The sequence below is a fragment of the Salinisphaera orenii subsp. halophila YIM 95161 genome, from assembly GCF_003732545.1.
Classification (GTDB): domain Bacteria; phylum Pseudomonadota; class Gammaproteobacteria; order Nevskiales; family Salinisphaeraceae; genus Salinisphaera; species Salinisphaera orenii_A.
This window is the reverse complement of the sequence record NZ_AYKF01000063.1, coordinates 38,059-63,717: the sequence shown is the minus strand read 5'-3', so window position 1 is coordinate 63,717 and position 25,659 is coordinate 38,059. Positions and strand designations below refer to the sequence as shown.

Annotated in this window: 18 protein-coding genes; all 18 read left to right on the top strand. The window is 65.6% G+C overall.

What is annotated here, in order from left to right:
• Nucleotides 1-2,394 (top strand): RIFT barrel domain-containing protein (locus tag SAHL_RS17470; RefSeq protein ID WP_184947341.1); only part of this gene is annotated, 2,394 nt, incomplete at its 5' end.
• A gap of 77 nt (nt 2,395-2,471) precedes the next feature.
• On the top strand, nt 2,472-3,572 hold the full coding sequence (gene wecB / locus SAHL_RS04165; RefSeq protein ID WP_123590142.1) for a non-hydrolyzing UDP-N-acetylglucosamine 2-epimerase: 1,101 nt from the start codon (nt 2,472-2,474) through the stop codon (nt 3,570-3,572).
• A 225-nt stretch (nt 3,573-3,797) separates the two neighbouring features.
• Nucleotides 3,798-4,091 (top strand): PEP-CTERM sorting domain-containing protein, encoded by a 294-nt coding sequence (locus SAHL_RS04160; protein WP_123590141.1) that lies wholly within the window; start codon nt 3,798-3,800, stop codon nt 4,089-4,091.
• 247 nt (nt 4,092-4,338) lie between these two features.
• Entirely contained in the window at nt 4,339-5,133 is a 795-nt protein-coding gene (locus SAHL_RS04155; protein ID WP_148045477.1) for a hypothetical protein, read from the top strand.
• A 311-nt stretch (nt 5,134-5,444) separates the two neighbouring features.
• Nucleotides 5,445-6,851: a TIGR03013 family XrtA/PEP-CTERM system glycosyltransferase gene (locus SAHL_RS04150; protein WP_184947338.1), complete on the top strand. Its 1,407-nt coding sequence runs from the start codon at nt 5,445-5,447 to the stop codon at nt 6,849-6,851.
• A gap of 36 nt (nt 6,852-6,887) precedes the next feature.
• Nucleotides 6,888-9,011 (top strand): XrtA/PEP-CTERM system histidine kinase PrsK, encoded by a 2,124-nt coding sequence (gene prsK / locus SAHL_RS04145; RefSeq protein WP_184947335.1) that lies wholly within the window; start codon nt 6,888-6,890, stop codon nt 9,009-9,011.
• The gene (gene prsR / locus SAHL_RS04140) at nt 9,008-10,375 is read left to right on the top strand and encodes a PEP-CTERM-box response regulator transcription factor (protein ID WP_123590137.1); all 1,368 of its coding nucleotides are present in this window, start codon (nt 9,008-9,010) and stop codon (nt 10,373-10,375) included. The genes prsK and prsR overlap by 4 nt, the downstream gene beginning before the upstream one ends.
• A gap of 49 nt (nt 10,376-10,424) precedes the next feature.
• Nucleotides 10,425-13,241 (top strand): XrtA/PEP-CTERM system TPR-repeat protein PrsT, encoded by a 2,817-nt coding sequence (prsT, locus tag SAHL_RS04135; RefSeq protein ID WP_123590136.1) that lies wholly within the window; start codon nt 10,425-10,427, stop codon nt 13,239-13,241.
• Between the two features lie 190 nt (nt 13,242-13,431).
• A complete protein-coding gene (locus tag SAHL_RS04130; RefSeq protein WP_221177825.1) occupies nt 13,432-14,046 on the top strand; it encodes an XrtA/PEP-CTERM system exopolysaccharide export protein in 615 nt (204 codons plus the stop codon).
• Nucleotides 14,047-14,105: 59 nt separating this feature from the next.
• Nucleotides 14,106-15,683: an XrtA system polysaccharide chain length determinant gene (locus SAHL_RS04125; protein ID WP_123590134.1), complete on the top strand. Its 1,578-nt coding sequence runs from the start codon at nt 14,106-14,108 to the stop codon at nt 15,681-15,683.
• A gap of 248 nt (nt 15,684-15,931) precedes the next feature.
• Nucleotides 15,932-16,618, top strand: coding sequence for an AAA family ATPase (locus SAHL_RS17745; protein ID WP_184947332.1), 687 nt, complete (start codon nt 15,932-15,934; stop codon nt 16,616-16,618).
• A 49-nt stretch (nt 16,619-16,667) separates the two neighbouring features.
• The gene (locus tag SAHL_RS04115) at nt 16,668-18,470 is read left to right on the top strand and encodes a TIGR03016 family PEP-CTERM system-associated outer membrane protein (protein WP_184947330.1); all 1,803 of its coding nucleotides are present in this window, start codon (nt 16,668-16,670) and stop codon (nt 18,468-18,470) included.
• Nucleotides 18,471-18,474: 4 nt separating this feature from the next.
• Nucleotides 18,475-19,737, top strand: coding sequence for an ExeA family protein (locus tag SAHL_RS04110; protein WP_184947327.1), 1,263 nt, complete (start codon nt 18,475-18,477; stop codon nt 19,735-19,737).
• On the top strand, nt 19,730-20,668 hold the full coding sequence (locus tag SAHL_RS04105) for an XrtA system polysaccharide deacetylase (protein WP_221177824.1): 939 nt from the start codon (nt 19,730-19,732) through the stop codon (nt 20,666-20,668). The genes SAHL_RS04110 and SAHL_RS04105 overlap by 8 nt, the downstream gene beginning before the upstream one ends.
• Entirely contained in the window at nt 20,665-21,699 is a 1,035-nt protein-coding gene (locus tag SAHL_RS04100; protein ID WP_123590130.1) for a FemAB family XrtA/PEP-CTERM system-associated protein, read from the top strand. The genes SAHL_RS04105 and SAHL_RS04100 overlap by 4 nt, the downstream gene beginning before the upstream one ends.
• Before the next feature lie 10 nt (nt 21,700-21,709).
• A complete protein-coding gene (locus SAHL_RS04095; RefSeq protein WP_123590129.1) occupies nt 21,710-22,963 on the top strand; it encodes a TIGR03087 family PEP-CTERM/XrtA system glycosyltransferase in 1,254 nt (417 codons plus the stop codon).
• Between the two features lie 26 nt (nt 22,964-22,989).
• Nucleotides 22,990-24,477 (top strand): exosortase A, encoded by a 1,488-nt coding sequence (gene xrtA / locus SAHL_RS04090; protein WP_184947324.1) that lies wholly within the window; start codon nt 22,990-22,992, stop codon nt 24,475-24,477.
• 5 nt (nt 24,478-24,482) lie between these two features.
• Nucleotides 24,483-25,649 (top strand): glycosyltransferase, encoded by a 1,167-nt coding sequence (locus tag SAHL_RS04085; RefSeq protein WP_148045476.1) that lies wholly within the window; start codon nt 24,483-24,485, stop codon nt 25,647-25,649.
• The last annotated feature ends 10 nt before the right edge of the window (nt 25,650-25,659 follow it).

The window sequence follows — 25,659 nt, the reverse complement described above, 5'->3', positions numbered from 1 at the left end:
GATTCCACGGATGATTCCACGGATGATTCCACGGATGATTCCTCGGATGATTCCTCGGATGATTCCTCGGACGATTCCTCGGACGATTCCTCGGACGATTCCTCGGACGATTCCTCAAACGACTCCTCGGATGACTCCTCGGACGATTCCACGGACGATTCCTCGGACGATTCCTCGGACGATTCCTCGGACGATTCCTCGGATGATTCCTCGGATGAGGACGCTATTGAAGACGACCCGAGCGAAGAGCCGGCGTCTGAACCGGGCGACGACGTTGGCGAGGCGCCCGAGGACGGCGGTGATGCGTTGCCGGACGAGGCAACACGTGTCGTCGATGTCGGACTCACGGCGGCTGCGGATGCCCGTTCGGCCCGCGCTTCCTCCGCGGCAGCCACGACACCGGTCACCTTCGGTCAGGTTTTTCGCGAGGGCGACGTGCCGGCGGGGCACACCCTGATTGCCGAGATCGACGGACAGGCGCTGCCGACGCAGATCGACGCCAAGGCAACCTGGTCCGACGGATCACTGCGCCATGCGGTCATCACCGTTGCCGCCGGTAGTGCGTCGGAGTTCGCCCTGTACAGCGTGGATTCCGATCGCAGTTCGTCGGATGGCGGTGATTCTGCGGTGCAGATCGGCGATCTGCTCGCGACGGGCTTCAATGCACGGCTGGAGATCAAGCAGAACGGCTTGACCTACACCGCCGATGCGAGTCATGCGCTGGCGACGGCTTCTCAGGTGGGGATGTGCCCCGAATGGGGGGCAAAGCAATGCAAGCAATGGTTGTCGGGCCCGCTGGTCTCCGAATGGATCGTGCCGGCGGCGCTGGTATCCGGTTCGCAGACGAACGACGGGCTCCAGGTCTATTTTCATGTTCGCGCCTACCGCAGCGACGGGCGCATCGACAATGTGCGGGTGGATACCGTGGTGGAGAATGCGCTTGCCTACGGCGTCACGCCGCAGAACCGTGATTACGATGCCGAGATCACCGTGGGCGCGAATCGCTATTCGGTAGCGGATCTGACCCAGTACCGGCAGTCGCGCTGGCACAGAACTCTCTGGACTGCGAACGCGCCCCCCCGCACCGCTCGGATCGACACCGATTACCTCCAGAGCACGCGGGCCATTTCCAATTACGCGACGTTGACGCCCAGTGATGACCTGCTCGATAGCGTGCGTCAGGACATCGAGCCGATGACTCACGGCGATCAGACGAAGTCGATGGGCAACACGGGTGCGCAGGCCGCCATCGGTCCGCTGCCTCGGTGGACATCGGCGTACGTGGTGTCTTCCGATCCGCGGGCCTATCGCTGGATGTTGGCCAATGACGACGCGGCCGGTAGTTATTCCTTTCACTATCGGGACGGTGAAACGGGACGCCCGCTCGAGATCACCCGCCACCCCTACGTGACTCTCGCTAACCGGAGCTATGCATCCAATGCAGGAGGCCAGTTTCAAGACGATTTGCTGCCCGGCTGCCCATCGGATTGCGGCTCGCCCTTGAGTTTCGACATCGCGCATCATCCGTCCATCGGGTATGTGCCCTATCTCGTGTCGGGTGACTACTACTATCTGGAGGAGCTGCAGTTCACGGCCTCCTATGTTCAGCTGTGGGCCAATCAGCGTTATCGCGATTACGACAAAGGGCAGCTGCTGGGCGCTCAAGGGCAGGTGCGCGGGCAGGCATGGGCGATACGCTCGATTTCGGACGCCGCATTCGCGACGCCCGACACGGATCCTTTGAAGTCGTATTTCACGGATCAGATCGAGTGGATTATTAACGATTACATCAAATCCTTCGTCAACGATGACGAAGGCAATCCGTTCCATGTCATCGACAACTGGGGTGCTGTCATTTATCCCGCGAACGGCCAGAGTCGGGTCGGCGTCGGCCCCTGGCAGGCCGACTTTCTGACCTGGGCCGTGGGCCACGTGGCGGACCAGCGGGTCGAGGGTGCCGCGACTCTGCTCGCCTGGCTGTCCCGTTTTCAGGTGGACCGCATGACCGATTGGCAGTCGGATCCCGAGGAGGGCTACTGCTGGATCGTGGCGCCGACGTACTCTCTGCAGATTCGACCCTCTAAAGGCGCCGAGAACTTTCCCGATATCGCGACGGCGTACAAGGCCGCCTATCCGGAACTGAGCGGCCTGCCCTGCGGGGGACAGGAAATGGCCAATGTGTTGAGTCGCGATGGCAGCCGCCGCTATGCCGTGGGAGAGATGGTCGGTTACGCGAATTCAGCAACCGGCTTTGCATCGAATCTGCAGATCGGTCTGGCCATGGCGGCCGGAAGCGGTATAACCAAGGCGACCGAAGCATGGCGCGTCTTCGATGAGCGGTCGGTCAAGCCCGACTATGACGACTATCCGAATTTCGCGGTCGTTCCTCGGTGATCGTCGAGCCGCGTTGCCATTGTGACTTCATGCAAAGTCGTTAGACTTGCGGCTGAATCAAATCTCTGAAGAAGCGAATGAGTGCAAAGGTTCTGGTCGATGTGATCGCAGCGGCGCGTCCGAATTTCATGAAGGTCGCGCCGCTCTATCACGCGCTTTCCAAGGTGTCCTGGTGTCGAGTGCGTCTGGTGCATACCGGCCAGCACTACGACGCCAATATGTCGGATTCCTTCTTTCGCGATTTCGGTCTGCCGAAACCGGACGTCCATCTGGAGGTGGGCAGTGGCAGTCACGCAGAGCAGACGGGCCGGGTGATGATGGCCTATGAGAACGTGTGTCTCGAAGAGCGGCCCGATTGGGTCATCGTCGTCGGGGACGTCAATTCGACGGCGGCCTGCGCGCTGGCTGCGGTGAAACTCGGGATTCGTGTCGCGCATCTGGAAGCCGGGCTTCGAAGCCGTGATCGCAGCATGCCGGAAGAGATCAATCGGCTGGTGACCGACGCCATCGTCGATCTGCTCTGGACACCTTCCCGTGACGCCGATGCGAATCTGCTCGCGGAGGGGATTCCGCCGGAGAAGATCGACTTCGTCGGCAACATCATGCTGGATTCCTTCGAGCTGGTGCGTCCGCGGATTGCCGAAGCGGATACGCTGGCCAAGCTGGGCCTCGACCTCGATCGCTACGCCATCGTCACGCTGCACCGGCCTTCGAACGTCGACGATCCGGCCACATTGGCACTGCTTGTCGACCAGCTGGTCGAGTCGAGCGAACGGGTGCCGCTTGTTTTTGCCGTTCACCCGCGTACGCGCGCACGCCTGGAGAGCAGCGGTCTTCTGGAGCGTCTGGAATCGGCGCCGGCGGTGCATCTGATCGAGCCCCAGGGCTACATCGATTTCATGCATCTGGTGACCTCCGCGCAGATCGCGATCACCGACTCGGGCGGAATCCAGGAAGAGACGACCTATCTCGGCATCCCGTGTCTCACGCTTCGGGAGAATACCGAACGGCCGGTGACGCTGACAGAAGGGTCGAACCGGCTGCTCAAGCCCGCGGAGCTCGTTGCGACCGTCGACCAGGTGCTCGGGGATGAGACCCGTCGTCGCACGCCGCCCGAACTCTGGGACGGCCAGGCGGCAGGTCGTATCGTCGCGAGTCTGGCGCAGCGTATCGGCTGAGCGTCCGGGCATGACTGGAAACCTTTAGTGGCTTCGATGTCGACGTTCCTTACAGGTAACGGCAAGACGAGCGGTGACGCATGCGTGGCCGGGGCTAGCGTCCTGGAGAGGAGCTGTTAAAATCAGGCTTGTAGATGGACTTCAATTTTCAGGCACGAGTGTTGCATCTGTTCATGTCGGCAGACTCGTGAGTCGAGCGACCACGGCATGGAGGCTTTGTAGGATATGCGTAATCGTTTGATCAAAATGCTCGCGGGCGGTATCGCCATCGCGGCGATGACGGCCTTCGCCGGCCCGGCCTGGACACAGGGTTCCGGAAATGCTGCGCCAACTGGGGCGGCCTATCTGACATGGAATGGAAATGCGTCGCATGCGGGCAATCACTCCGGCGGCAACGGTATTCCCGGCCCTCGCCAGACTTGGCACGATATCCCCGAGCCGTCCTCGTGGGCGCTGTTCGGGATCGGGCTCGGCATGGTCGGGTTGATGCGGTTCGCCGCCAGTAGAAACCGCGGATAACCCGCACAAGCCGATCGCTGACGCGGTTCGAGAAATCGCGCCAGCGTCGATGACCTGAAAGCCATGGCCGTTTCGCGGTCATGGCTTTTTTGCGTGTGGGCGTCGCGTCGGTTCTCGCTTCAGCCCGCCGTTTTCGCGGTAACCGATTATGTCGCTTTATCTTACACAATGCTGAAGACGATATTTTCGCGACGGACGGACAGGAAAAAAACAAAGTCATAACAACGTTTTGAGCTGTTATCGAAGATTGGCACCCGAATTGCATCACTGTTCGACAGCCGTATGGCACGAGGAGCCTCGACGGCATTCTCAGCATCCCCAAGGAGCAGTTCTGATGACATTTGGTAAATACATAAGCCGCAGCGTCGCGATCGCGGCCCTTTCGACGTTCGCCTGTGCCGGCGCTTCTGCGGCCACGATCAATTTCGATCAGGATTCCAGCGCCGCAACCGGCAGCTTCAGCTATGACGGTCAGGGCGGCGGCCTGGTAGGCCAGGGCATTTCCTTCAGCTTCGTCTCCGCCGATACCGGTACGGGTTCGAAAGTCAACTGCGTGAACTGCGCACTGAATTTCGTTACCGGTGACAACATTTCCGAGGGTGACAGTGTCGGTACCAACTACGCGTTCGGTAGCGGTGGCTCGTTCACGCTGACGGGTGAGGTCGTCAACGGCGGTTCCTCGATCGCCAGTGGCACGTTGCTCGACGGCGAGTTCACCGGCACCCCGAATCTCACGCGCGCCTCGAATCGCACCGGCCTGTTCAGCGCCATTGGCGTGAATACGGTCAATGATGAACTCGCAAGCTTCTTCGGCATCGAGTCCGGGGCGGATTTCACCTTCGCCACGACCGAGTTCAGCTTCGGCGAGCTCGCCTTCAATGGCGACAACGGCTTTTCCGGTAACGTGACCGCGGCGGACCTGCAGACGGGCACCGACGTTCCGGAGCCGCAGGAACTCGCGATCTTCGGTCTCGGCCTGGTGCTGCTCGTCGGCGGTATCGCGGCGCGTCGCCGCAGCACCGATGGCGATCTGATCGGCTGATCGATCGTGTGAATGCGGCCCGGTCACAGGGCCGTCGACCCATCAGGGTCGAAAGGGGCGGCGTCTTCGGATGCCGCCCCTTTTTTGTCGAAAACTCTTACAGCCTGCGCACAGCCATGCATTCGATGGTATAAATGCCCGCGTTGTTACTCGTGCGTGGCCCTGGGGCGGCCGGCTTGTCAGCATGCGGACCCTGGCGAGTTGGCCGGTGGCCCTAATGGATGCGCGAGATCAGCCGATGTGGTGATACGTGGGGTGGAGCGCCACACGCCGCATCTCGCCAAGACATGCATTCCCGGCTGCGGCACCGAATGAATACGCTACGTATATTCAATCACCACATCCACATCAAGTTCGTCATTCTCGGTATCGTGCATTTCGCGCTGGCCGCGGCCTCCGTGTATGCGGCTACGGAGATCCGCTACGTCGGAGACGACGCGGCGATGATGCGCGACTACGCGGTGTTGATGTGGCGTGCCGTGTTCTTCGCGGTCGTGGTGGTGGCCTGCCTGAGTGCGATGGGCGTGTACCGTCCGCAGCGTCAGAATCGCCATGTGCCGGTTCTGGTGCGGGTCGTGGCGGCCATGGTCATGGCCTCGCTGGTCGCCGCATTCGCGTTCTACGTCCTCCCGGGTCTGTTTCTCGGGCGGGGCATCCTGTTGATGGCGCTCGTGCTGTCGCTGATTGGTTTGAGCATCGTTCAGCTGGGCTTTTATGCGTTGATCGACCAGCGCTCCGCGCCGTGGCGCGTGCTGTTCTACGGCGCCGGACACAATGCTGCCGAGACGCTGGCCTATATGCGCCGTCGCAGCGATCATTCATTGTTCAATCTCGTGGGCTGTATCCTCGCACCGGGGGAGACGCCGCAGGTGGATTCGCAGCTGGTCCTGCATGCTGACTGTTCGCTTGCCGAGTACGCGCGGCGTCACCGCATCGACGAGATCGTGGTGACCATGGACGATCGTCGGCACCAGTTTCCGTCGGACGATCTCATCGACTGCCGTATCGCCGGCGTCAATATTGTCGACACGCTGACGTTTTACGAGCGCCAGACCGGCAAGGTGAAGACCGAGCTGCTGCAGCCGAGCTGGATCATCTTCTCGCACGGTTTCCGGCGCAGTTTCGCGCAGGATGCGGTCAAGCGTCTGCTCGATCTGGCCGTCGCCTCGGTGCTGCTCGCGATCGTCTGGCCGATCATGCTCGCTACCGCAATCGCGATTCTCGTCGAGGACGGGCTGCGCCAGCCCGTGTTGTTTCGGCAACGACGCGTCGGCCTGAACGGCGGGATCTACTGGATATACAAATTCCGGAGCATGCGCACCGATGCCGAGACGCCCGGCGTGGCCCAATGGGCCAGCGTCGACGACCCGCGGGTGACGCGCGTCGGCTTCTACATTCGCAAATATCGGCTCGACGAACTGCCGCAGCTGTGGAACGTCTTCAAGGGCGACATGAGCCTGGTGGGCCCGCGGCCGGAGCGCCCCGAGTTCGTCGATCAGCTGGCCGATACGCTGCCTTACTATCGAGTGCGCGAATGCGTCAAACCGGGCATTACCGGGTGGGCGCAGCTCGGTTATCCCTACGGCGCCTCGGAAGAGGATGCCAACGGCAAGCTCCAGCACGATCTCTACTACGTCAAGAATCGCAGCTTCTTCCTCGACCTGCTCATCCTGATGAACACGGTCGAAGTCGTGCTTTTCCGCAAGGGCGGACGCTAGCGTCCGCCGGCGGCCCCGATCGCGCTGCCTACATCCGTGTTTCCCGAGCTGACCTCGATCGAGCTGTGGGTGGTATCCAACGGTATCGGGGCCGTTGCCTTCGCCCTGCTCACGCTGTTTCTGGTGCTTATCGAGCCGCATCATTCGGCCGTGCGGCCGCTGGCGGCGGCCTGCGGCGTCAACACACTGTGGCTCGGCCTGCTCGCCGCGGCGCCGCTCATCGGTGCCGGCGGGCCGGTGCTCGATCTGGCGGAGACGACCCGCAACGGCATGTGGCTGGTGCTGGCCTCCTCGCTGCTGCCGAGCTTTCCGGGGCGGGCGACGCGGCCGCTGCTGATCGGTGTCGCGCTCGGGTTACCCCTGCTTCTGCTGGTCTACCTCGCCTGGCGCCTTGCCTCGACGAGTGTCGTGGGCTCGCCGATGTCCGGCCACAGCTTCCTCTTCGCAGTCGGTGCCACGCTCACGAGTTTCTGGGCGCTGGTGCTCGTGGAGCAGACCTGGCGCGTCGGCGGCACGGATCGGCGCTGGGCCATCAAGTATCTGTGTCTGGCGCTGATGACCTTGTTCGTCTACGACTTTCTGATGTATTCGTTCGCGCTAGTCTACGCGCATATCGATATCAACGTCTGGGACGCGCGCGGTGCGGTCAACGCGCTCGCCGCGCCCATGATCGCGATCGCGGCGATGCGCCATGCGAGCTGGTCGGCTCGCGTGGGCATGTCGCACCAGGCGGTCTTTCGCTCGGGCACGGTGCTCGCGGTCGGGGTCTATCTCGTGATCGTCGCACTCGGCAGCTATTACATCCGTCGATTCGGCGGCAGCTGGGGTTCGGTGGCCGCGGTCTTCTTTCTCGCGGCCACCACGATCGGCCTGTTCGTACTGCTCGCCTCCGCCCAGATCCGCGCACACCTGCGCGTGTTCATCAACAAGCATCTGTTCAGCTACAAGTACGATTATCGCGAGGAATGGCTGGCACTCACGCGACGCCTGAGCCACCAGGAGGCGGGCGTGGACCCTTACGGGCGCGCGATCCGCGCGGTGGCCCAGCTCCTCGATAGTCCGGCGGGGGCGCTATGGCTCGATCGCGATGACCGTTTCGTGGTCGTCGCCGAGTGGAACCTGCTCAAGGCGACGGAGATCGAACTGCCGGTGGATTCGGAACTCGCGACCTTTTTGCATGAAAGTGGCTGGATCGTCGATTTCCGGGAGTCGGGCGACGTCTCCGCAGCCGCGTCGGCGCTGGCTCTGACGCGGCCGTTCCGAGAGCTGCCGCGGGCACGGCTGCTGCTGCCGTTGTTCGCCGAAGAGCGCCTGCTCGGATTCATGGTGCTGGCCGAGCCCCGCGCGCAGTATCGTCTGGGCTGGGAGGAGCTGGATCTGCTCAAGACGCTCGGACGCCAGGTCGGCGTGTTCCTGGATCAGCAGGAGAGCAATCAGGCATTGACCCAGGCCCGTCAGTTCGAGGCGTTCAATCAGCTCACGGCGTTTCTCATGCACGATCTGAAGAACATCGCGGGCCAGCAGTCCCTGATTCTCCAGAACGCCGAACGCCACAAGCACAATCCCGCATTCGTCGACGACATGATTCTCACGGTCGACAATTCCGTTGCGCGGATGCAGGAGGTTCTGCGCCAGCTCGAGCGCGTCTCCGCCGGACCGCGCCAGGGCGGACGCGTGGCCATCGACGCGCTGGTGGCGGAGGTCCTGGACAACCTCGCCGGGACGTCGCCCGTGCCCGAGCGCCAGGACGACGGCTGCGAAGCGATCGTGATCGCCGATCGCGAACGCTTTGCCATGGTGCTGCGGCACGTCATAAAGAACGCGCAGGATGCGACGGGGCGTGACGGCTGGGTGGGGGTGCGCGCGACCGTCGAGGTCGGAACGGTGGCGATCGCTGTCAGCGACAACGGCGAGGGAATGACGCCCGCGTTCATTCGTGATTCTCTGTTCAAACCGTTCTTCAGCACGAAGTCGGCGCGGGGCATGGGGATCGGCGCGTATCAGGCCCGGGATTTCGCGCGGGGGGCCGGCGGCGATGTCGCCGTCGACAGTACGCCGGGCGTCGGCACGGTGTTTACACTGCGTCTACCGGTGGCCGAATCGGAGCATGGACCAAACGGCGAGTTGAACGGGGATACGGGGGGAGCGCAGCAGCCATGAAGACTCAAACCGAGCGTCTGCTCGTCGTGGAGGACGATCCGGGGCTGGCACGTCAGCTCCGCTGGTCGTTCGACCGCTACGAGCTGCTTTTCGCCGAGGACAGGGAGGGCGCCATAACGCACCTGCGCCGCAACGAACCGCAGGTGGTGCTGCTCGATCTCGGCCTGCCGCCGGAGGCCGACGGCGTCGGCGAGGGCATGAACGCGCTGGCCGAGATCCAGCGGCTGGCGCCGGGCACGAAAGTCATCGTGGTCACCGGGAACGGCGACGAAGACAATGCCCTCCGCGCCATCGGCATGGGCGCCTACGATTTCTATCAGAAACCGGTCGACACCGAGATTCTCGGTCTGATCATCGATCGCGCGTTTCACATCTGGCGTCTCGAGGCGCAGAACCGCGCCCTGCGACAGGACATCGCGCGCCCCCTCGAGGGGGTCATCGCGACCAGCGAACCGATGCTTCGCGTGGTCCGCCAGATCGAGAAGGTCGCCCCCACGAACGCGACCACGCTGCTGCTGGGCGACACCGGTTCCGGCAAGGAGGTCATGGCGCGCGCGCTCCACGGTCTGAGCAGTCGCGCCGAGGCGCGCTTCGTGGCGATCAACTGCGCCGCGATCCCCGAGCAGCTGCTCGAAAGCGAGCTGTTCGGCTACGAGAAGGGCGCCTTCACCGGCGCCAATCGCCAGACGCCGGGCAAGATCGAACTCGCCGAAGGCGGCACGCTCTTCCTCGACGAGATCGGCGACATGCCCGGCCAGCTCCAGGCCAAGCTTCTGCGTTTCCTCCAGGAACGGGTGATCGAGCGCGTCGGCGGACGCCAGGAGATTCCGGTCGACGTACGCGTGATATGCGCCACCCATCGGAATCTGCGGGAGCTGATCGATGCCGGCGATTTCCGTGAGGATCTCTATTACCGAATCGCCGAAATCACGATTCTCATCCCCTCGCTGCGCGAGCGTCCGGGGGACGCCACCGCCATGGCCAAGGTCTTTTTCGAGCGCGCGGTGACCGAGCATCAGAGTGGCCTTCGGGGGCTCGCGCCCGAGACGCTGGCCGCGATCGAGGCCCACGACTGGCCCGGCAACGTCCGCGAACTGGAGCACCGTGTCAACCGGGCGGTGATCATGGCGGATGGCAAACTGCTTACGCCCGAGGATCTCGGTCTGGTCGCCGTCGAAGACGGCGGGGAACAGCTCGAACTCAACCTGCGAAAAGTTCGCGACGACGCGGAACGCGGCGCACTCGAAAAGAGTCTCAAGGCCGCCGACGGCAACATCTCGCAGGCGGCACGCCTGCTCGGCGTGTCGCGTCCGGCCATCTACGATCTGATGCGAAAACATCACATGGCGTCGGACTCGGCCTAGGAGATACGGTGGATACCACGGACATGGCCGAGGGGGCCGAATAACGATAATGAAACATCATGCGTCCAGACGCCGTCTTGCGGCGATCATTGCAGCGGGCCTGGTGGGCCTGTCGGTCACCGCCTGCGGCCCCGGTACGACGACGGGTGAACGGATCGATCGTGCCGAGCAGAACCTCGCCGGCGGCGAATACCGCGAAGCCGAGGTCCGGCTCAAGCAGGTGTTGAGAGATAATCGAGATAACGGCAGGGCATGGCGCATGCTTGGTCGTGCCTCGTTGGCCCAGGGTCGCTACGAGGACGCGGTGCACCAGTTCGAGCGTGCGCGAGACAACGGTGAGCCGCTGGATACGTTCGCGCTCGCACTCGCGCAGGCTCATCTGGGCAGCGGCGAGGACGCGCAGGCACTGCAGGTGCTCGAGTCGTTTTCGCCGGACGAGAACGATGAACGCCTCCGGGCGCTCGTGGTCGAGGGCAACGCGCTCTCTCGTCTGGAGCGCAGTGATGAGGCCGGTGCCGCCTACGCCCGGGCGCTCGAAATCGATTCCGGCCATGCGCCGGCGCTCATCGGCCAGGCAGAGCTCGCCTCGGCCGCGGGCGACGATGATCGAGCCCGCAGTCTGCTCGAGCGCGCGGTCGAGGCGCAGCCGGACTACGCGCCCGCACTGGCCGCACTGGCCCGGCTGGAATACAGCGAGAATCGGTGTGATCAGGCAATTGCCGGCTTCAAAAAGGCGCTTGATCAGAGTGGTCCGGACGCGTTGCATGCGGGTCAGCAGTTTCAGCTGCGCACCTTTCTCGCCGACTGCCAGCTGCGCACCGGTCAGTCGGAGGCCGCCGCAGAGGTGATCGCCGGTCTGGTCAAGGCCGCGCCGGACAACCCCTACGCGAATTATCTGCAGGCCATCGTCGATCTGCGTTCCGAGCGCATCGACGATGCCGCCTCGCACCTGCAGCGCGTACTCAACGCCGACTCGAACAACGTCCGCAGTCTGATGCTGATGGCCTCGGTCAAGATCGCCCAGGGCGATCCTCAGACTGCGCAGACCTATCTCGACCGCGTCATCGCGCGCACGCCGGACAACACGGACGCGCTGCGCATGCGGGCGAACATCTATCTGCGTCAGGGCGAAGAGCAGAAGGCGCTCGACAGCGTTCGTAGCGCCTATGAGGAGAACGAGGATGCGCCGGGTGTACGCTCGCTACTGGCCGAGATCATGGCCGGGCTCGACGCCGAACGGGATTCCGCGGATGCCTCGGACGAGGGCAGTGATACCGCGCTTCAGATCGATCTGGCCGCCGCCCTGGCGCGGCAGGGCAACGATGCCGCCGCGCGCGCGGTGATGGAGGGGGTCACGCCCGGAACCGCAGACGAACGCGCCCGGCTGGCGCTGGTGCGCATCGGAACCGATCTGGCGGCTGGCCGGACCGCGGAGGCGGTCTCCGAAGCCGAGTCGCTGGTCGAGCAGAGTCCGGATAACACGCGGGCCTACCGTGCCCTCGCGCGCGCCTATGTGGCCGATGGCCAGGACGCGAGGGCGGCCGAGGCCCTGGGGCGCGCCGAGGAGCTGGCACCGGACGATGCCGGCGTCGCCCGTGACCAGGTTCGACTGGCCGTCCAGCAGGAACGCTATGACGATGCCGCACAGCGGCTGGAGGCGTTGCGGGCGGCCTCGCCGGACGACATACAGTTGACGCTGGACCTGGCCGGCGTCTATGCGGCGGCGGGCCGTACCGATGAACTCGTGTCGATGCTCACCCGGGCGCATGAAGACAAGCCCGACGAGCTGCGTATCGCGGTCGCGTTGACGAACGCTTATCTTGCTGCCGCGGACCCCGGACGTGCGGTCGCGCTCGCGGACGAACTGGTCGAGGCGCACGCCGACAACGCCGATCTGCGTCGCGTGCAGGGGGTGGCACGGCTGGCCGCCGAGCAGACCGATGCCGGGCTCGAGAGCCTGGCTCGGGCGGTGGAACTGGCCGATGACGGCCAGCCGGCCTATCGGTTCGACCTGGCCCAGGCGCAGCTTGGCGCGGGCCGTGTTGACGCCGCGGTGGAGACGTTGCGGGCCTTGCGCGAGCACGCGCCAGATTTCATGCCGGCCGTGCGGCTGCTGGCCGCGACCCTCGCGAGTCAGGGCCGCACGGACGACGCGTTGCCGCTGGTCGAGGTGCTGCGCGACAACGGCAATCCGGTTGCGGCGTCGATACTCGAAGGTGATGTCCGGCGGGCGGCCGGCCAGCACCGGGAGGCGGCCGCCGCCTACGAAACCGCCTATGCGGAGAGCCCCAGCGCGGAACTGGCGATCGGCCTGTTCGAGGTTCGCCGCCAGGCCGGCATCGACGCGCCACAGCGATCGCTCGAGGACTGGAACGATCGCCACCCGGGCAATACCGCGATCGCGCTGCGTCTCGGCCAGTGGTATCAGTCGAATGACGAGGACGAGGCCGCTGCCGAGCAGTATCGGCAGGTTCTGGACGCGCGGCCGGACAATGCGATCGCGTTGAACAACTTGGCCGTCATCTACCAGTCGCAGGACGACGAGCGTGCCCTCTCGGTGGCACGCCGTGCCCACGAGGCGGCGCCCGACAGTACGGCGGTCGCCGACACCCTGGGCTGGATCCTGGTGCAGGCAGGGCAGCTGGCCGAGGGGATCGACCTGCTCGAAACCGCCACGGAGGCCACCGAGCCGCCCGCCGGCATCCGTTATCATCTGGCCTACGCCCTGGCGCAGCGGGGCGATGCCGGCGACGAAGAGCGCGCGATCGATATCCTGCAGGATCTCGGCGACTCACAAGCGGCGTTCGAGGAACGGGACGAGGCGCGTCAGCTGCTGGAAAGACTCGCCGGCGACGGGACGCAGTAGATGGCGTCGGCTGGCACCGTTTACCGGCTGTTCATGGAAAACGGATACAATGCGCTGTTCGTCGTATGGAAGTGCCGTGCTGTTTCATGTTTGCGCGGCTGGGTATTCGAAGAATCGGCCGCGTCCCTGGCGCAGCCTGGCGTGGCGGGTGGGCCGCCACGAACACGAATCGATAACAAGGGGTGTTCACGTGCAACGTCATAATCCAATACCGGCGCTTCTGGCCGGCCTGATCTCGCTCGTCCTGCTCGCCGGCTGCGCGGCTTCGCCGCCCCCGGCAGCCGGTGATTCGCCCATCGAGAGCAGCTACCGCATCGGGCCGGGGGACGGCCTTCAGATCTATGTGCGCAACAATCCGGACCTCACGATGCAGGTACCGGTCCGCCCCGATGGCAATATCTCGATCCCGCTGGTCGAGAGCATGGCCGCAGCCGGCAAGACGCCGCAGGTGCTCGCGGACGATCTCGAGGAGTCGCTGGGGACCTATATTCGCGATCCGATCGTCACCGTGATCGTGACCAACTTCGTCGGCACCTATGCGGATCAGGTGCGCGTGGTAGGTGAGGCCGCACGGCCCCAGTCGATGCCGTACCGCGAGGGCATGACGCTGCTGGACGTGATGATCAATGTCGGTGGCCTCACGCAGTTCGCCGCGGGCAATCGAGCGAAACTCGTGCGCGAGACGGGCGAGGAGGGCGAGACTTCCTACGGCGTGAATCTCCAGGATCTGCTCAACGGCGAGATCGACAACAACGTGCCGGTCCATCCGGGGGACGTGATCATCATCCCGAGAACCTACTTCTAGCACGGCTACCGTGGGGCCGCACCTGACGTGCGGTGTTCGAATCCGACGAGCGACCGACCATGCAGGAACTCTTCTCCCTAGTCCTCGAGCAGTTGCGCAATATCTGGCGCTTCCGCTGGCTTGCGCTGGCCATCGCCTGGGTGATTGCCATCGTCGGTTGGGTGTATGTCTACAGCATGCCGAACGAGTATCGTTCGGAGGCACGCGTGCACATCGACACCAAGTCCGCCATCCGGCCGCTGTTGAGCGGCATGACCGTCATGCCGGACGTATCGCGCCAAGTCGAGTTGCTGATCGGTACCGTGCTCAGCCGGCCCCACCTGCGGGATATCGCCCGTCGTACCGGGCTGGATCTACAGGCCACCACGCCGGAGGAGGAGCAGGCGTTGCTCGATCAACTCGACCAGCGGATCCAGCTCACGAGCACCAATCGCAACACGGACGTCTACCGGGTTGCCTATACCGGGGGTGATGCCGAGGTGGCACAGGCCGTGGTCCAGCAGGTGCTCAACATCATGACCGACATGGCGGTATCGGATAACGCCAACGGCGAGGATTCGGCGAATGCCACGGCCTTTCTGAGCGAGGAGGTCGACAATTACGAGGAGCGACTCGCCGAGAGTGAACGTAAGCTCGCCGAGTTCAAGAAAGAAAACCCCGAACTGATCCCCGGTAGCGACGACTACGTCTCGCGCGTCAAGCGTGCGAACGCGCGGATTGACGAACTCAACGATCAGCTCGCCATGGCGCGCCAGCGCCGGTCGAGTCTGCAGCAGCAGCTCAGCGGCCGGGGCGGGTCGACTTCCGTCACCCCCGAGCGCAGCCAGCAGGTGCAGAGCATCGACGCCCGGATCACCGAGCAGCAGCGCAAGATCGAACAGCTGCTGACCAAGTACACCCCGGAGCATCCCGACGTCGCCTCGGCTCGGCGCGAGATCGAACGCCTGCGTCAAAGCCGTTCGGATACGATTGCGGAACTCAGGGCGAACCCGGGCCAGGCCGTTTCCGCATCAGCCGCAGGGGACAATACCAGCGTTCTGAGCCAGCAGCTGGATGCCGCGAATGTCGAAATCGAGACGCTGCAGTCGTCGATCGAGCGACAGCGTTCCCAGTTAGAGGGGCTGCGTTCGGGTGCCGACGAGATGACCGACGCCCAGGCGCAGCTGGCCAAGATGACGCGTAACTACAACGTCACTCAGGACCAGTATCAGAAACTGCTGACGCGTCTGTACTCGGCGCGGCTGTCGACCGATGTCCGTCAACACAATGACCCGCTCGAGTTCCGGGTGATCGATCCGCCGGAAGTGCCAGCTGAGCCGTTCGGCCCGCAGCGTGTGATTCTGCTGACCATGGCGCTGTTCGCCGCCGCCGCGGCTGGTATTGCCTTTGCGTTCTTCCTGGGCCAGATCCGTCCGGTGTTCATCAACCGCAAGTCGCTCACCGACGCCACCGGACTGCCTGTGGTCGGCTCCGTCTCCATGGCATGGAGCACGGGCCAGCGTGCCCAGCGTCATACCGGTCTCCTTCTGTTTCTTGTCTGCGCGGGCACGCTCATCGTGGGCTATGTCGGCGCGGTCGTGCTGGCCCCTGTCGGCGCGCGTCTGGTGCCGGCACTGTTCACAGGCCAATTGCTATGAGTATCGTCGAGAAAGCCGCGGAACGATTGCAGCGCGAGAAGGGGCGAGAGCAGCCGACGAATCGTACGTCGAACACGGAGCAAGCGCCGGAGGCCAGCGAGCGTCGCCCGACGGCCGTCGAACGTAGCGTGAGCCGAAAGACGCCGGAGTCGGCGCGTGCGGAGCATGCTGGCGAGCCGACTGCCGGCGGCGCCGTATCGTTGGACTGGGCTTCACTGCGCCGTAGCGGGGTGGTGCCGCCGAAATCGATGAGTGCCCAGCTGGGCCGTGAATTCCAGCGCATCAAACGCCCGATCCTCGCCGCCCTGAATCCGAACGACGGCGCGGCGCTGCCCAACGCGAATCGCCTGATGGTCACCAGCGCGCATCCCGGTGACGGCAAGACGTTCATGTCGATGAATCTGGCGATGAGCCTGGCGCGCGAGATGGATCACTCGGTTCTGCTCGTCGACGGCGACGTGGCCAAACCCGGCGTCAGTCGCAGCCTCGGCGTGTCGGACCGACCCGGCCTCATGGATCTTCTCGAGGACAGCGATGCGGTCGTTGAGGACGCGATCGTCGCCACCGACGTCCCCAATCTCTACGTGCTGCCGTCCGGCCAGCGCAGCGAGGAGGCGGCGGAGCGGCTGGCGAGTCGTCGCATGGCGTCGATCGTCGCCGAGCTGGCGGCCGATCCGGCGCGCATCGTCATATTCGATTCGCCACCGCTGCTGGCCACGGCCGAAGCCCAGTCGCTGGCGTTGTCGATGGGCCAGATTCTACTGGTCGTGCGCGCCGGCCGAACCGAGCGGCGCGCACTGGATTCCGCGCTGTCGCTTATCGAGCCGGCGAACGCGGCCATCAGCCTGGTGCTGAATCAGACCCGCAAGGGCTTCGGGGAGGACTACGATGGCTACTACGGCGTCTATTCGGGCGAGGGTGAGAAGTTTGGTTGAAGATCAGGCGATCGGTGCGGGCGTCGATAACGGCCCGTCGGCGTCGGCAATGACGTCGCGCTGCAGTGAGGCCATGCGCCTGCGCGCGGCCTCTGCGCTGCTGGCCGTTCCGGCATTCTGCTTCCCGCTGGCCCTGCACGCGCAGGACGGCGATGGCGGCTCGACCGCCGGCACGAACTCGGGCGCGAGCGGTGCACAGGGCGGCGACAGCGAGAGCGCTGCGGCTGCGTCGGGCGGCGCCAATCCGTTCACGCGTCTGTTCGGCGGCGGCGACGCCTCGGGTCTCCTGGGCATGAGCGGGCTGGCGTTCCGGCCAGGTTTCGGTGGGGGGTGCGTTGCGGCAGCCGGGTTCAGTGATGTCGGGGAACCGGGCGTCTACGACTCGCTGGAGTTGACGAGCGCGACCGCCGGCAACGACGGACGCTACGCGCAGTTGTCGGTTTCGGCCTCGGAGACCTACACCGACAACCTGAACCAGGAGCCCGACGATGAGGCGATGAGCGACTACATCACCGCGGTCTCGCCCCGTCTGGATGCCTGTTCGCAGACCGGCCGTATCCGCGGCCAGCTCAGCTATCAGCTCGAAGGGCTGATCTACGCCAACAACAGCCAGTACAACGACGTCTACAACGATATCCAGGCGGAGACCACGATCGAGCTGGTCCCGGGCCGGTTCTATCTCGACGCCGACACGCGTTACGGTCAGACGGTGGTCGATCCGTCGATCAATTTCTCGGCGTCGAACAGCATTCGCCCCGACCAGAACAAGACCACGGCCTGGGTCAGCAACGTCAGCCCGTATCTGGTGCAGTCGCTGGGGCCGGTCGGGCAGGCGATGCTGCGCTACCGCTACGGCTACTCGGACTACGGCGACCGCGACGTGCCGGACAGCACCGTCCAGGGCGTTTTTCTGAATATAACCAGCCCCGAGACACGGGAGCCCCTGAGCTACCAGTTCAGTGCATTGACGCAGCGCGTGGAACGCAGCGGCGGCGACGAGTCGCGTTTTCTCGACCGTTTTCCGGATGAGCTGCAGGATTCGCCGCTGCTGCCCGACGAGGAGGCGCTGGAGCGGGACCGGACGACGTATTTCGACCGTGTCATGCTCGATCTGGGCTATCGGCTCACGCCGACACTGCAGCTGGTGGGCGCCGGTGGTCTGGAGAACCGCTACAACCGCGACGGCACCACTGACCGTCTGGAGGAGCCGTTCTGGAATGGCGGGTTCCGCTGGGATTCGGCGCGTAATTCGCTTGAAGCCCGCGTCGGCGACCGCTACTACGGCACTTCGTACGAATTCAGCGCCTCGCATGATGGGCGCCTTTTCGACACCCAGGTCGGCTACGATGAAGAGACCACCAATCAGGCGCTGAACACACTCAACGGTGGCGGTTCCATCGGCTCCTCGGGTGGTGGCTTCGGCGGCTTCGGCGGCTTTGGCGGCACGACGTCGTCGCAGTTCGATCGCGGCGTGTTCGTGCAGAAGCAGCTGTCGGCCTCGGTGGACTTCGACACGGCGCTGACGGAGACAAGGCTGACCGCCTCCCAACAGGAGCGCGAATATCAGGACAGCGACGAACCCGACGAGACGTACAAGCGGCTGGATCTGGAGACGCGTTACAACGTCACCCGCCGCATGACGTTCGTGCCGCGCGCGCGCTGGCAGAACCGCGAGGGTTCGTCCCGTGGCGGCGAGTACGACACCTACGCGGTGGGCACGTCGCTGATCCGTTCGCTGACCCCGACCTCCCAGGGCGCGGTCGGCTATGTGCGCAGTTGGCGCGACGACGACTCGGACGCGTCCGAGTACGAGGAAAATCGGATCGTCGTGCAGTTCCGCAAGAGTTTCTAGCCGCATGTACGAACGTTTCTACAAGCTGAAGGGGCGCCCCTTCCAGCTCATGCCCGATCCGCGGCTGCTGTTCGAGAGCCGCAATCACACGCGGGGCCTGTCGTATCTGATCTACGGCGTGGAGCGCAACGAGGGGTTCGTCGTCATCACCGGCGATGTCGGCACCGGCAAGACCCTGCTGCTGCAGACGCTGCTCAATCAGCTGCAGACCCAGCATCTGTCGATTGCACGCGTGGCCATGGCCAACGTGGACGGCGATGCGGTGCTGCCGGCGGTGGCCGGCGCGTTCGGCGTGGCGTACAAGGCGCGCTCCAAGTTCGAACTGCTGGACGCCCTGGTGGCGAAACTGGCGCCGAATCGGTCGCGGGGATCGCTGCTGATCGTCGACGAGGCCCAGACCTGCAGCCCCGAGGCGCTCGAGGAGCTGCGGGTGATCTCCAATCTGCAGGCCGATGGCCAGGCGCTGCTGCAGGTGATTCTGATCGGCCAGACCGAATTGCGCAGCGTGCTCTCGCGCCCGTCGATGGCGCATCTGCGTCAACGCATCGTGGCCTCGTACCATCTCACGCCGCTGGATGCCGACGAGATCGCCGGCTATATCGAGCATCGTCTGGAGAAGGTCGGCTGGCGGTCCGGGCAGCCGTCGTTCGAGCAGGGCGTCTATGCCCGGGTGCACGAGTGGGCGGGCGGCATTCCGCGCCGCATCAATCTGATCATGGATCGACTGCTGCTCTACGGCTATCTCGACGAGCGGATGATGCTCACGGTCGAGGACCTCGAGGTCGTCATCCAGGAGTTCGAGGACGAGTTCGCCAGCGACGATCTGGCACTCGACGATGCGCCCGCGCCGAGCGGCACCAACAGCGTGGTATCGACGGGCACGAACACATCGGTCACCGCGCTGACCGACCGCGTCGCGGGGCTCGAGCGGGCCTTGCGTCGCCAGTACGGCGATGCGCGCGCCGATACCCTGCTGGCCGAGCATGCGGCCAGCGCGGAACAGCGGGCACTGGTGGATGCGCTGTTGCGGGTCGAGCGTCTGGAGACGCTGCTGTCACACGCGCCCGATGCCTCGCAGACGCCTCGAACCGATGACGACGCGGCGCAGCCGGCGGATGCCGAAACCCCGGCCGAGCCCGATGCGTCGGCGGCGCCGGCCGCCGAGATCGACGACGAGAAGCTGTCCTGGTCGTCGCAGTCGCGCTTCAGCGAGACCGAGGATTCGGCACTCACCCGCTATTTCCGCTGGGGGCGTCGCTATGAGTGACGCATTCGTCCCCGAGCCGTTGGCCGCGACGGACGCCAATCCGGTCAATGCCATGAGCGTCGACGTGGAGGAGTACTTCCAGGTATCGGCGTTCGAGTCGCATGTGCCCTTCGAACGCTGGGAAACCATTCCGGGGCGCGTGGAAGCGGCGATGGATCGTATTCTGGCGATGTTCGAGCTCGCCGGCGTGCGCGCGACGTTCTTCACGCTCGGCTGGATCGCCGAGCGCCATCCCGGGATGCTGCGGCGCGTGGTCGATGCCGGTCACGAGATTGCCAGTCACGGCATGCATCATGTCCGCGTGATCAACCAGGATCGCGCGACCTTCGCTGCCGACATCCGGCGGGCGAAGGGCGTGCTGGAGGACGTCACCGGGCAGCGTGTCCGGGGGTATCGCGCCCCCAGCTACTCCATCGGCCGCACCAATCTCTGGGCGCTTGACGAGCTGGCCGAAGCCGGTCACGTCTACAGTTCGAGCATCTTTCCGGGTGCGCACGACGCCTACGGCATGGCCGAGGCGCCGCGGTTCGCGTTCCGGGTCCAGGACAGCGGCCTCCTGGAGATCCCGGTGACCACGGTCGAGGCCGGCGGCAAACGTTTCCCCTGCGCGGGCGGCGGGTTCTTCCGGCTCTACCCGTATGCGCTGACCCGCGCGGCCCTGCGCCGCGTGAACCGGCGCGACGGCCGGGCGGCGCTGTTCTATTTCCACCCCTGGGAGCTGGACCCGGCCCAGCCGCGGGTGCCGGGCGTGAGCCTGAAGACGCGTTTTCGTCATTATCTCAACCTGCACCGCGTCGAGCCGCGCTTGGCGCGGCTGCTGGCCGACTTCCGCTGGGATCGCATGGATCGCGTGTTTCCGGTCGAGGGCGCTGCCTCGACCCATCGCGACGTGTTCGACAACCCGCCGTACAAGACTGCGAGAGCCTCATGACCGCCAGCACGCCCGTCGTTCACGTGCTCGATACGGATACCCATCGCTGGGATGCGTTCGTGGCCGAAGCGCCCGACGCCACCTTCTTTCACCAGGCCGGCTGGAAGCGCGTCATCGAGGGCGCGTTCGGCCACCGCTGCCACTTCCTGTACGCGGAAACGGACGGACGGATCGAGGGCGTGCTGCCGTTGGTGCACGTCAAGAGTCGTTTGTTCGCGAACGCGCTGATCTCGACCCCGTTCTGCGTCTATGGGGGCGCGCTGGCGGCCACCGAGCGTGCCGAGGCCGCGCTCTATGCCCATGCCTGCGAGCTGGCGCGTCGTCTCGGCGTGGACTATCTGGAGGCCCGCGAGCGCACACCGCGCCACGCCGACTGGCACGGCAAGGATCTGTATTACACGTTCCGGCGCGAGATCGCGGCCGACGACGAGGCCAATCTCCAGGTGATTCCGCGCAAGCAGCGGGCGGTCGTGCGCAAGGCGATGAAGCTCGGGATGGCGGCCGAGATCGACAGCGACGTCGAGCGCCTGTATCCGCTCTACGCCTACAGCCTGCGCAATCTCGGCACGCCGGTGTTCTCCAAGAAATACATGACGCTGCTGCTGGAGACCTTCGGCGACGCCGTCGAAGTGCTGACCATCACCCACGAGGGTGAGCCGGTGGCCAGCGTGCTGAGCTTCTATTTCCGCGACGAGGTGTTGCCCTACTATGCGGGCGCCGGCGAGCGCGCCCGCGAGCTCAAGGCCAACGACTATCTCTACTGGGCGCTGATGTCGCATGCCGCGGCTCGCGGCGTGCGGGTCTTCGACTTCGGGCGCAGCAAGCGCGAGACGGGCCCGTTTCACTTCAAGCGCCACTGGGGTTTCGAGCCGCAGCCGCTGGCCTACGAGTATTATCTGGTCGAGGCCGACAGCCTGCCCGACCTGAGCCCGGCCAATCCGCGCTACCAGCGTGTGATCCGGGCATGGCAGAAACTGCCGATCCCGGTCACACGCGTGATCGGGCCGTTGCTGTCACGCAATCTGGGCTGAGACTCCCGCCATGGGCGACATCCTCTTTCTCTGCCACCGCATTCCGTACCCGCCGAACAAGGGCGACAAGATTCGTGCCTATCACTGGCTGCGCGCGCTTGTGGCACACCACCGCGTGCACCTGGGCACCTTCGTGGACGATCCCGCGGACTGGTCGCATCGCGAGGCGCTGGATGGACTGTGCGCGGAGCAGTGCTATCGGCCGCTGCCGGGGCTGCGTGCCAAGGCGAGAAGCCTGAATGGTCTCTGGCGCGGCGAGGCCCTGAGTTTCGGCTACTACCGCGACCGTGCCATGACCCGCTGGGTGCGCCGCGTACTCGGCCAGCATCCCATCGACGCGGTGTTCGTGTTCTCGTCGACGATGGCGCCCTATGCCCTGGACGCGGGGAGCGATGTGCGCCGCGTGCTCGACTTCGTCGACGTCGATTCCGACAAGTGGCAGCAGTATGCCGGCAGCAGCCGCCTGCCGATGCGCTGGGTCTATGCGCGTGAGGCGAAGCGGCTGTTCCAGGGCGAGCGCGCGCTCGCGGCCCGGTTCGACGCCAGTGTTTTCGTTTCCGAGGCCGAGGCCGACTTCTTTCGCCGTGCCGCGCCCGAAGTCGCCGGGCGCGTGCATGCCCTCGGCAACGGCGTGGATGCGGACTATTTCGATCCCGGTCTCGGGTACGACAACCCGTACGGGAACGAGACGGGCTCGCAACTCGTGTTCACCGGCGCCATGGACTACGGTGCCAACGCCGATGCGATGGTCTGGTTCGTGGAGGCCGTGCTGCCCCGGATTCGGGAGACGCGGCCCGAGGCCCGTCTGAGCATCGTCGGCACCCGCCCGACAGCGCGTGTTCGTGCGCTGGCGTCGCACCCCGGGGTGCAGGTCACCGGCGCGGTGCCGGACGTGCGGCCGTATCTCGCGCATGCCGACGCCGCGATCGCCCCCATGCGGATCGCGCGCGGCATCCAGAACAAGGTGCTCGAGGCGCTGGCGATGGGGCGGCCGACGGTGATGACCGAGCAGGCCGCCGCCGGGCTGGTACCGGCGCCGGCTCAGGTGGCCCCGGTTGCCGGCACGGCAGACGACTTCGCCAGCGCGGTCGTCGAGATTCTCGGCCGCGAGACCGGCCGCGCCGAAACCGCCGGCCGCGCTCGGGATTACGTGCTGCGCCACTACGGCTGGGAAGCGCGCTTCGCCGAGTTGCGGTCGCTGGTCGGTGTCGGTGAGTCGGCCGGTGCGGCGATATCGGGCGCGACCGCGGGGTTGTCGGCATGAGCCGCGCCGGGACGACGGCGGGCACGATGTCGGGTACGACCGCGGCCGGTGCATCGGTCAACCGGGCCGTGCACGCGGGTTTCGTGCTGACCATGGCGGTCTATGTCGCGGCGTTCGCCTCGACCTATGCCTCGCTCGTCGCGACCTGGGGGCGTACCGGTACGTTCGAATACGCCTATCTCATCTTTCCGGTCTGTGCGGTCCTGGTCTGGGGGCGCCGCGCCTGGCTGGCGCGCGTGGCGGCCGAGCCGCGGCCGCGGGCATTGGTGCTCGCCCTGGGCCTCGGCGGGCTGTGGCTGGTCGGCGCGGCGTCGCGCATCAACCTGTTCCAGCACGTTGCCGTGGTGGCGATCTGGCCGGTGCTGATCTATGTCTTCTACGGGCGGGCCGTCGCGCGCGTGCTGGCGTTTCCGATGGGCTATGTGCTGTTCGCGATTCCGTTCGGCAATTTCATGGTCGAGCCGCTGCAGACGGTGACCGCGCATCTGTCGGTGTTCGCGCTCGGGTTCACCGATGTGCCGGTATTCATGAGCGGGCACATGATCGATACGCCGGTGTCGGCCTGGCATGTCGCCGAAGCCTGCAGCGGGATCAAGTTCTTCGTCGCCACGACCGCCTTCGGCGTGCTCTACGCCTATCTGTTCTATCAGAGCCTGCACCGGCGTCTGATCTTCATCGCGGCCTCGATGATCGTGCCGATCATCGCCAACGGTCTGCGCGTGTTCTTCACGATCCTCATCGGCGAATACTTCGGTCTCGAATACGCCACCGGAACCGATCACGCCATCTTCGGCTGGCAGTTCTTCGGCACGGTTCTGGTGTTGCTGTTCCTCGCGGGCTGGCCGTGGCACGAGCCGCCGCCCCGACCGCCGGCCGCGGCAGCCGCCGACCGGCCGGTGGCCGGCCGGCGGGCGATCGTGGTCACCGCTCTGGCGATGGTCGTGATCATCGTCCCCGCGGTCTGGTTCGGCGTCGCCAGCGCCATGGCGCATGCCGCGGACCGGACCGCGCCGACGCTGCCGCAGACGCTGGCCGGAAAGAAGGCTAACGACACCGGCCCGTGGGACGGGCCGGGAATGCCGCTGGCCTCCGAGCGCCCACATGTCAGCCGTGTCTATGGTGAGAGTCAGGGCGCGATTCGCGTCGACTATGTCCGCCTGGCGCCGGACGATGCTGCGGATCGCGTCCATGACGAGCAACGCTGGCAGGTGCTGCGGCAGGGCAGTGCGGCGTTGAAGGGCGACGCCGCGCCGACGTTCCGGCGGCTCGAACTTCAGCGGCGCAACGCCAGCCAGCGCTGGGAGATCTGGTCCGTGGCGCGCATCGGTGACCGCTGGCTCAACCCCGGGCCCATGCTGCGCGCATGGCAGGCGCTGTATATGCTCTTCGGCCAGTCCGGCGATGTGGCCGTGTTGCGTCTGGCACAGGCCTCCGCGGCGGCCGCGGATGACGACGCAGCGCTCGTGGATATGGCCCGGGCCGCGGTCGAAGCCGTCGAGCGCGAACGGTCGTGACCGGCATGCCGCGGACCCAGGCCCACGCCGAGCATCCGACCGCCGCGGCGCGACCGGTGATCGTGCATGTGCTGGACGAATTCGGTGTCGGCGGCATGGAGACGGTGGCGCTCACCGTCATTGCGCGAACCTGTGATCGCTATGCGCATCGCATCCTCTGCCTGCGTGGCCGGGGCGTGCGCGCCGATCGGGCCGAAGCCCTCGGCGTGCCGGTCGAGGCGCTGGGCAAGCGGCCGGGCAAGGACGTGGCCGCCTATCTGCGCCTGACGCGCCGGCTGCGTGCGCTGCGTCCGGCCATCGTGCACACCTACAATATCGGAGCGCTGGACGTGGCCTTCTGGGCCCGGCTCGCCGGGGTTCGACGGATCGTGCACGCCGAGCACGGGCGCGATGTCTCGGATCCTCAGGGCAGCAATCCCAGATATCGCTGGATGCGGCGGGTGCTGGCGCCGGCCATCAGCCGTTTCGTGCCGGTCTCCGCGGATCTGGAACGCTGGCTCGTGGACGAGGTACGGGTGGGGCGCGCGCGCACGCAGCTCATCTATAACGGGATCGATACCGCGCGCTACGCGCCGGCCGACACCGGGATCGGGACCGACCGCGCCGTACCGGATCTGGTTGCGTGCGATATATTGTTCGGTACCGTGGGGCGCCTCGACCCGGTGAAGGGCTTCGATACGCTGATCGACGCCTTCGCCGAAGCCTGCGCGGCCGAGGGCGATCAGCGGCTGGGACTCGTCATCGTCGGCGACGGCCCGGCGCGGGCCGCACTCGAGGCGCGGGTGGCCGAATACGGTCTCGCGGACCGGGTCCGGCTGCCGGGTTCGCGCGATGACGTCGAGGCGGTGCTGCGCGACCTGGACATCTACGTCTGCTCGTCGGTGGCCGAAGGCGTGGCGCTGACGATCCTCGAAGCCATGGCCAGCGGCCTGCCGGTGGTGGCCACGGCGGTGGGCGGCAACCCGGAGCTGGTGGCCCCGGAATGCACCGGCATGCTCGTGCCGTCCGGCAACGCCTCGGCGCTGGCCGAAGCGATGCGGTCGCTCGCCGCGGCACCGGAGACCCGGCGCGCCTACGGCGAGGCCGGTCGGGCCCGCGTGTGCGAGGCGTTCAGCGTGGCGGCCATGACCGACGGCTACATACGCCTCTACGACCAGTTGCTCGGAGACTAGCACTCGACGC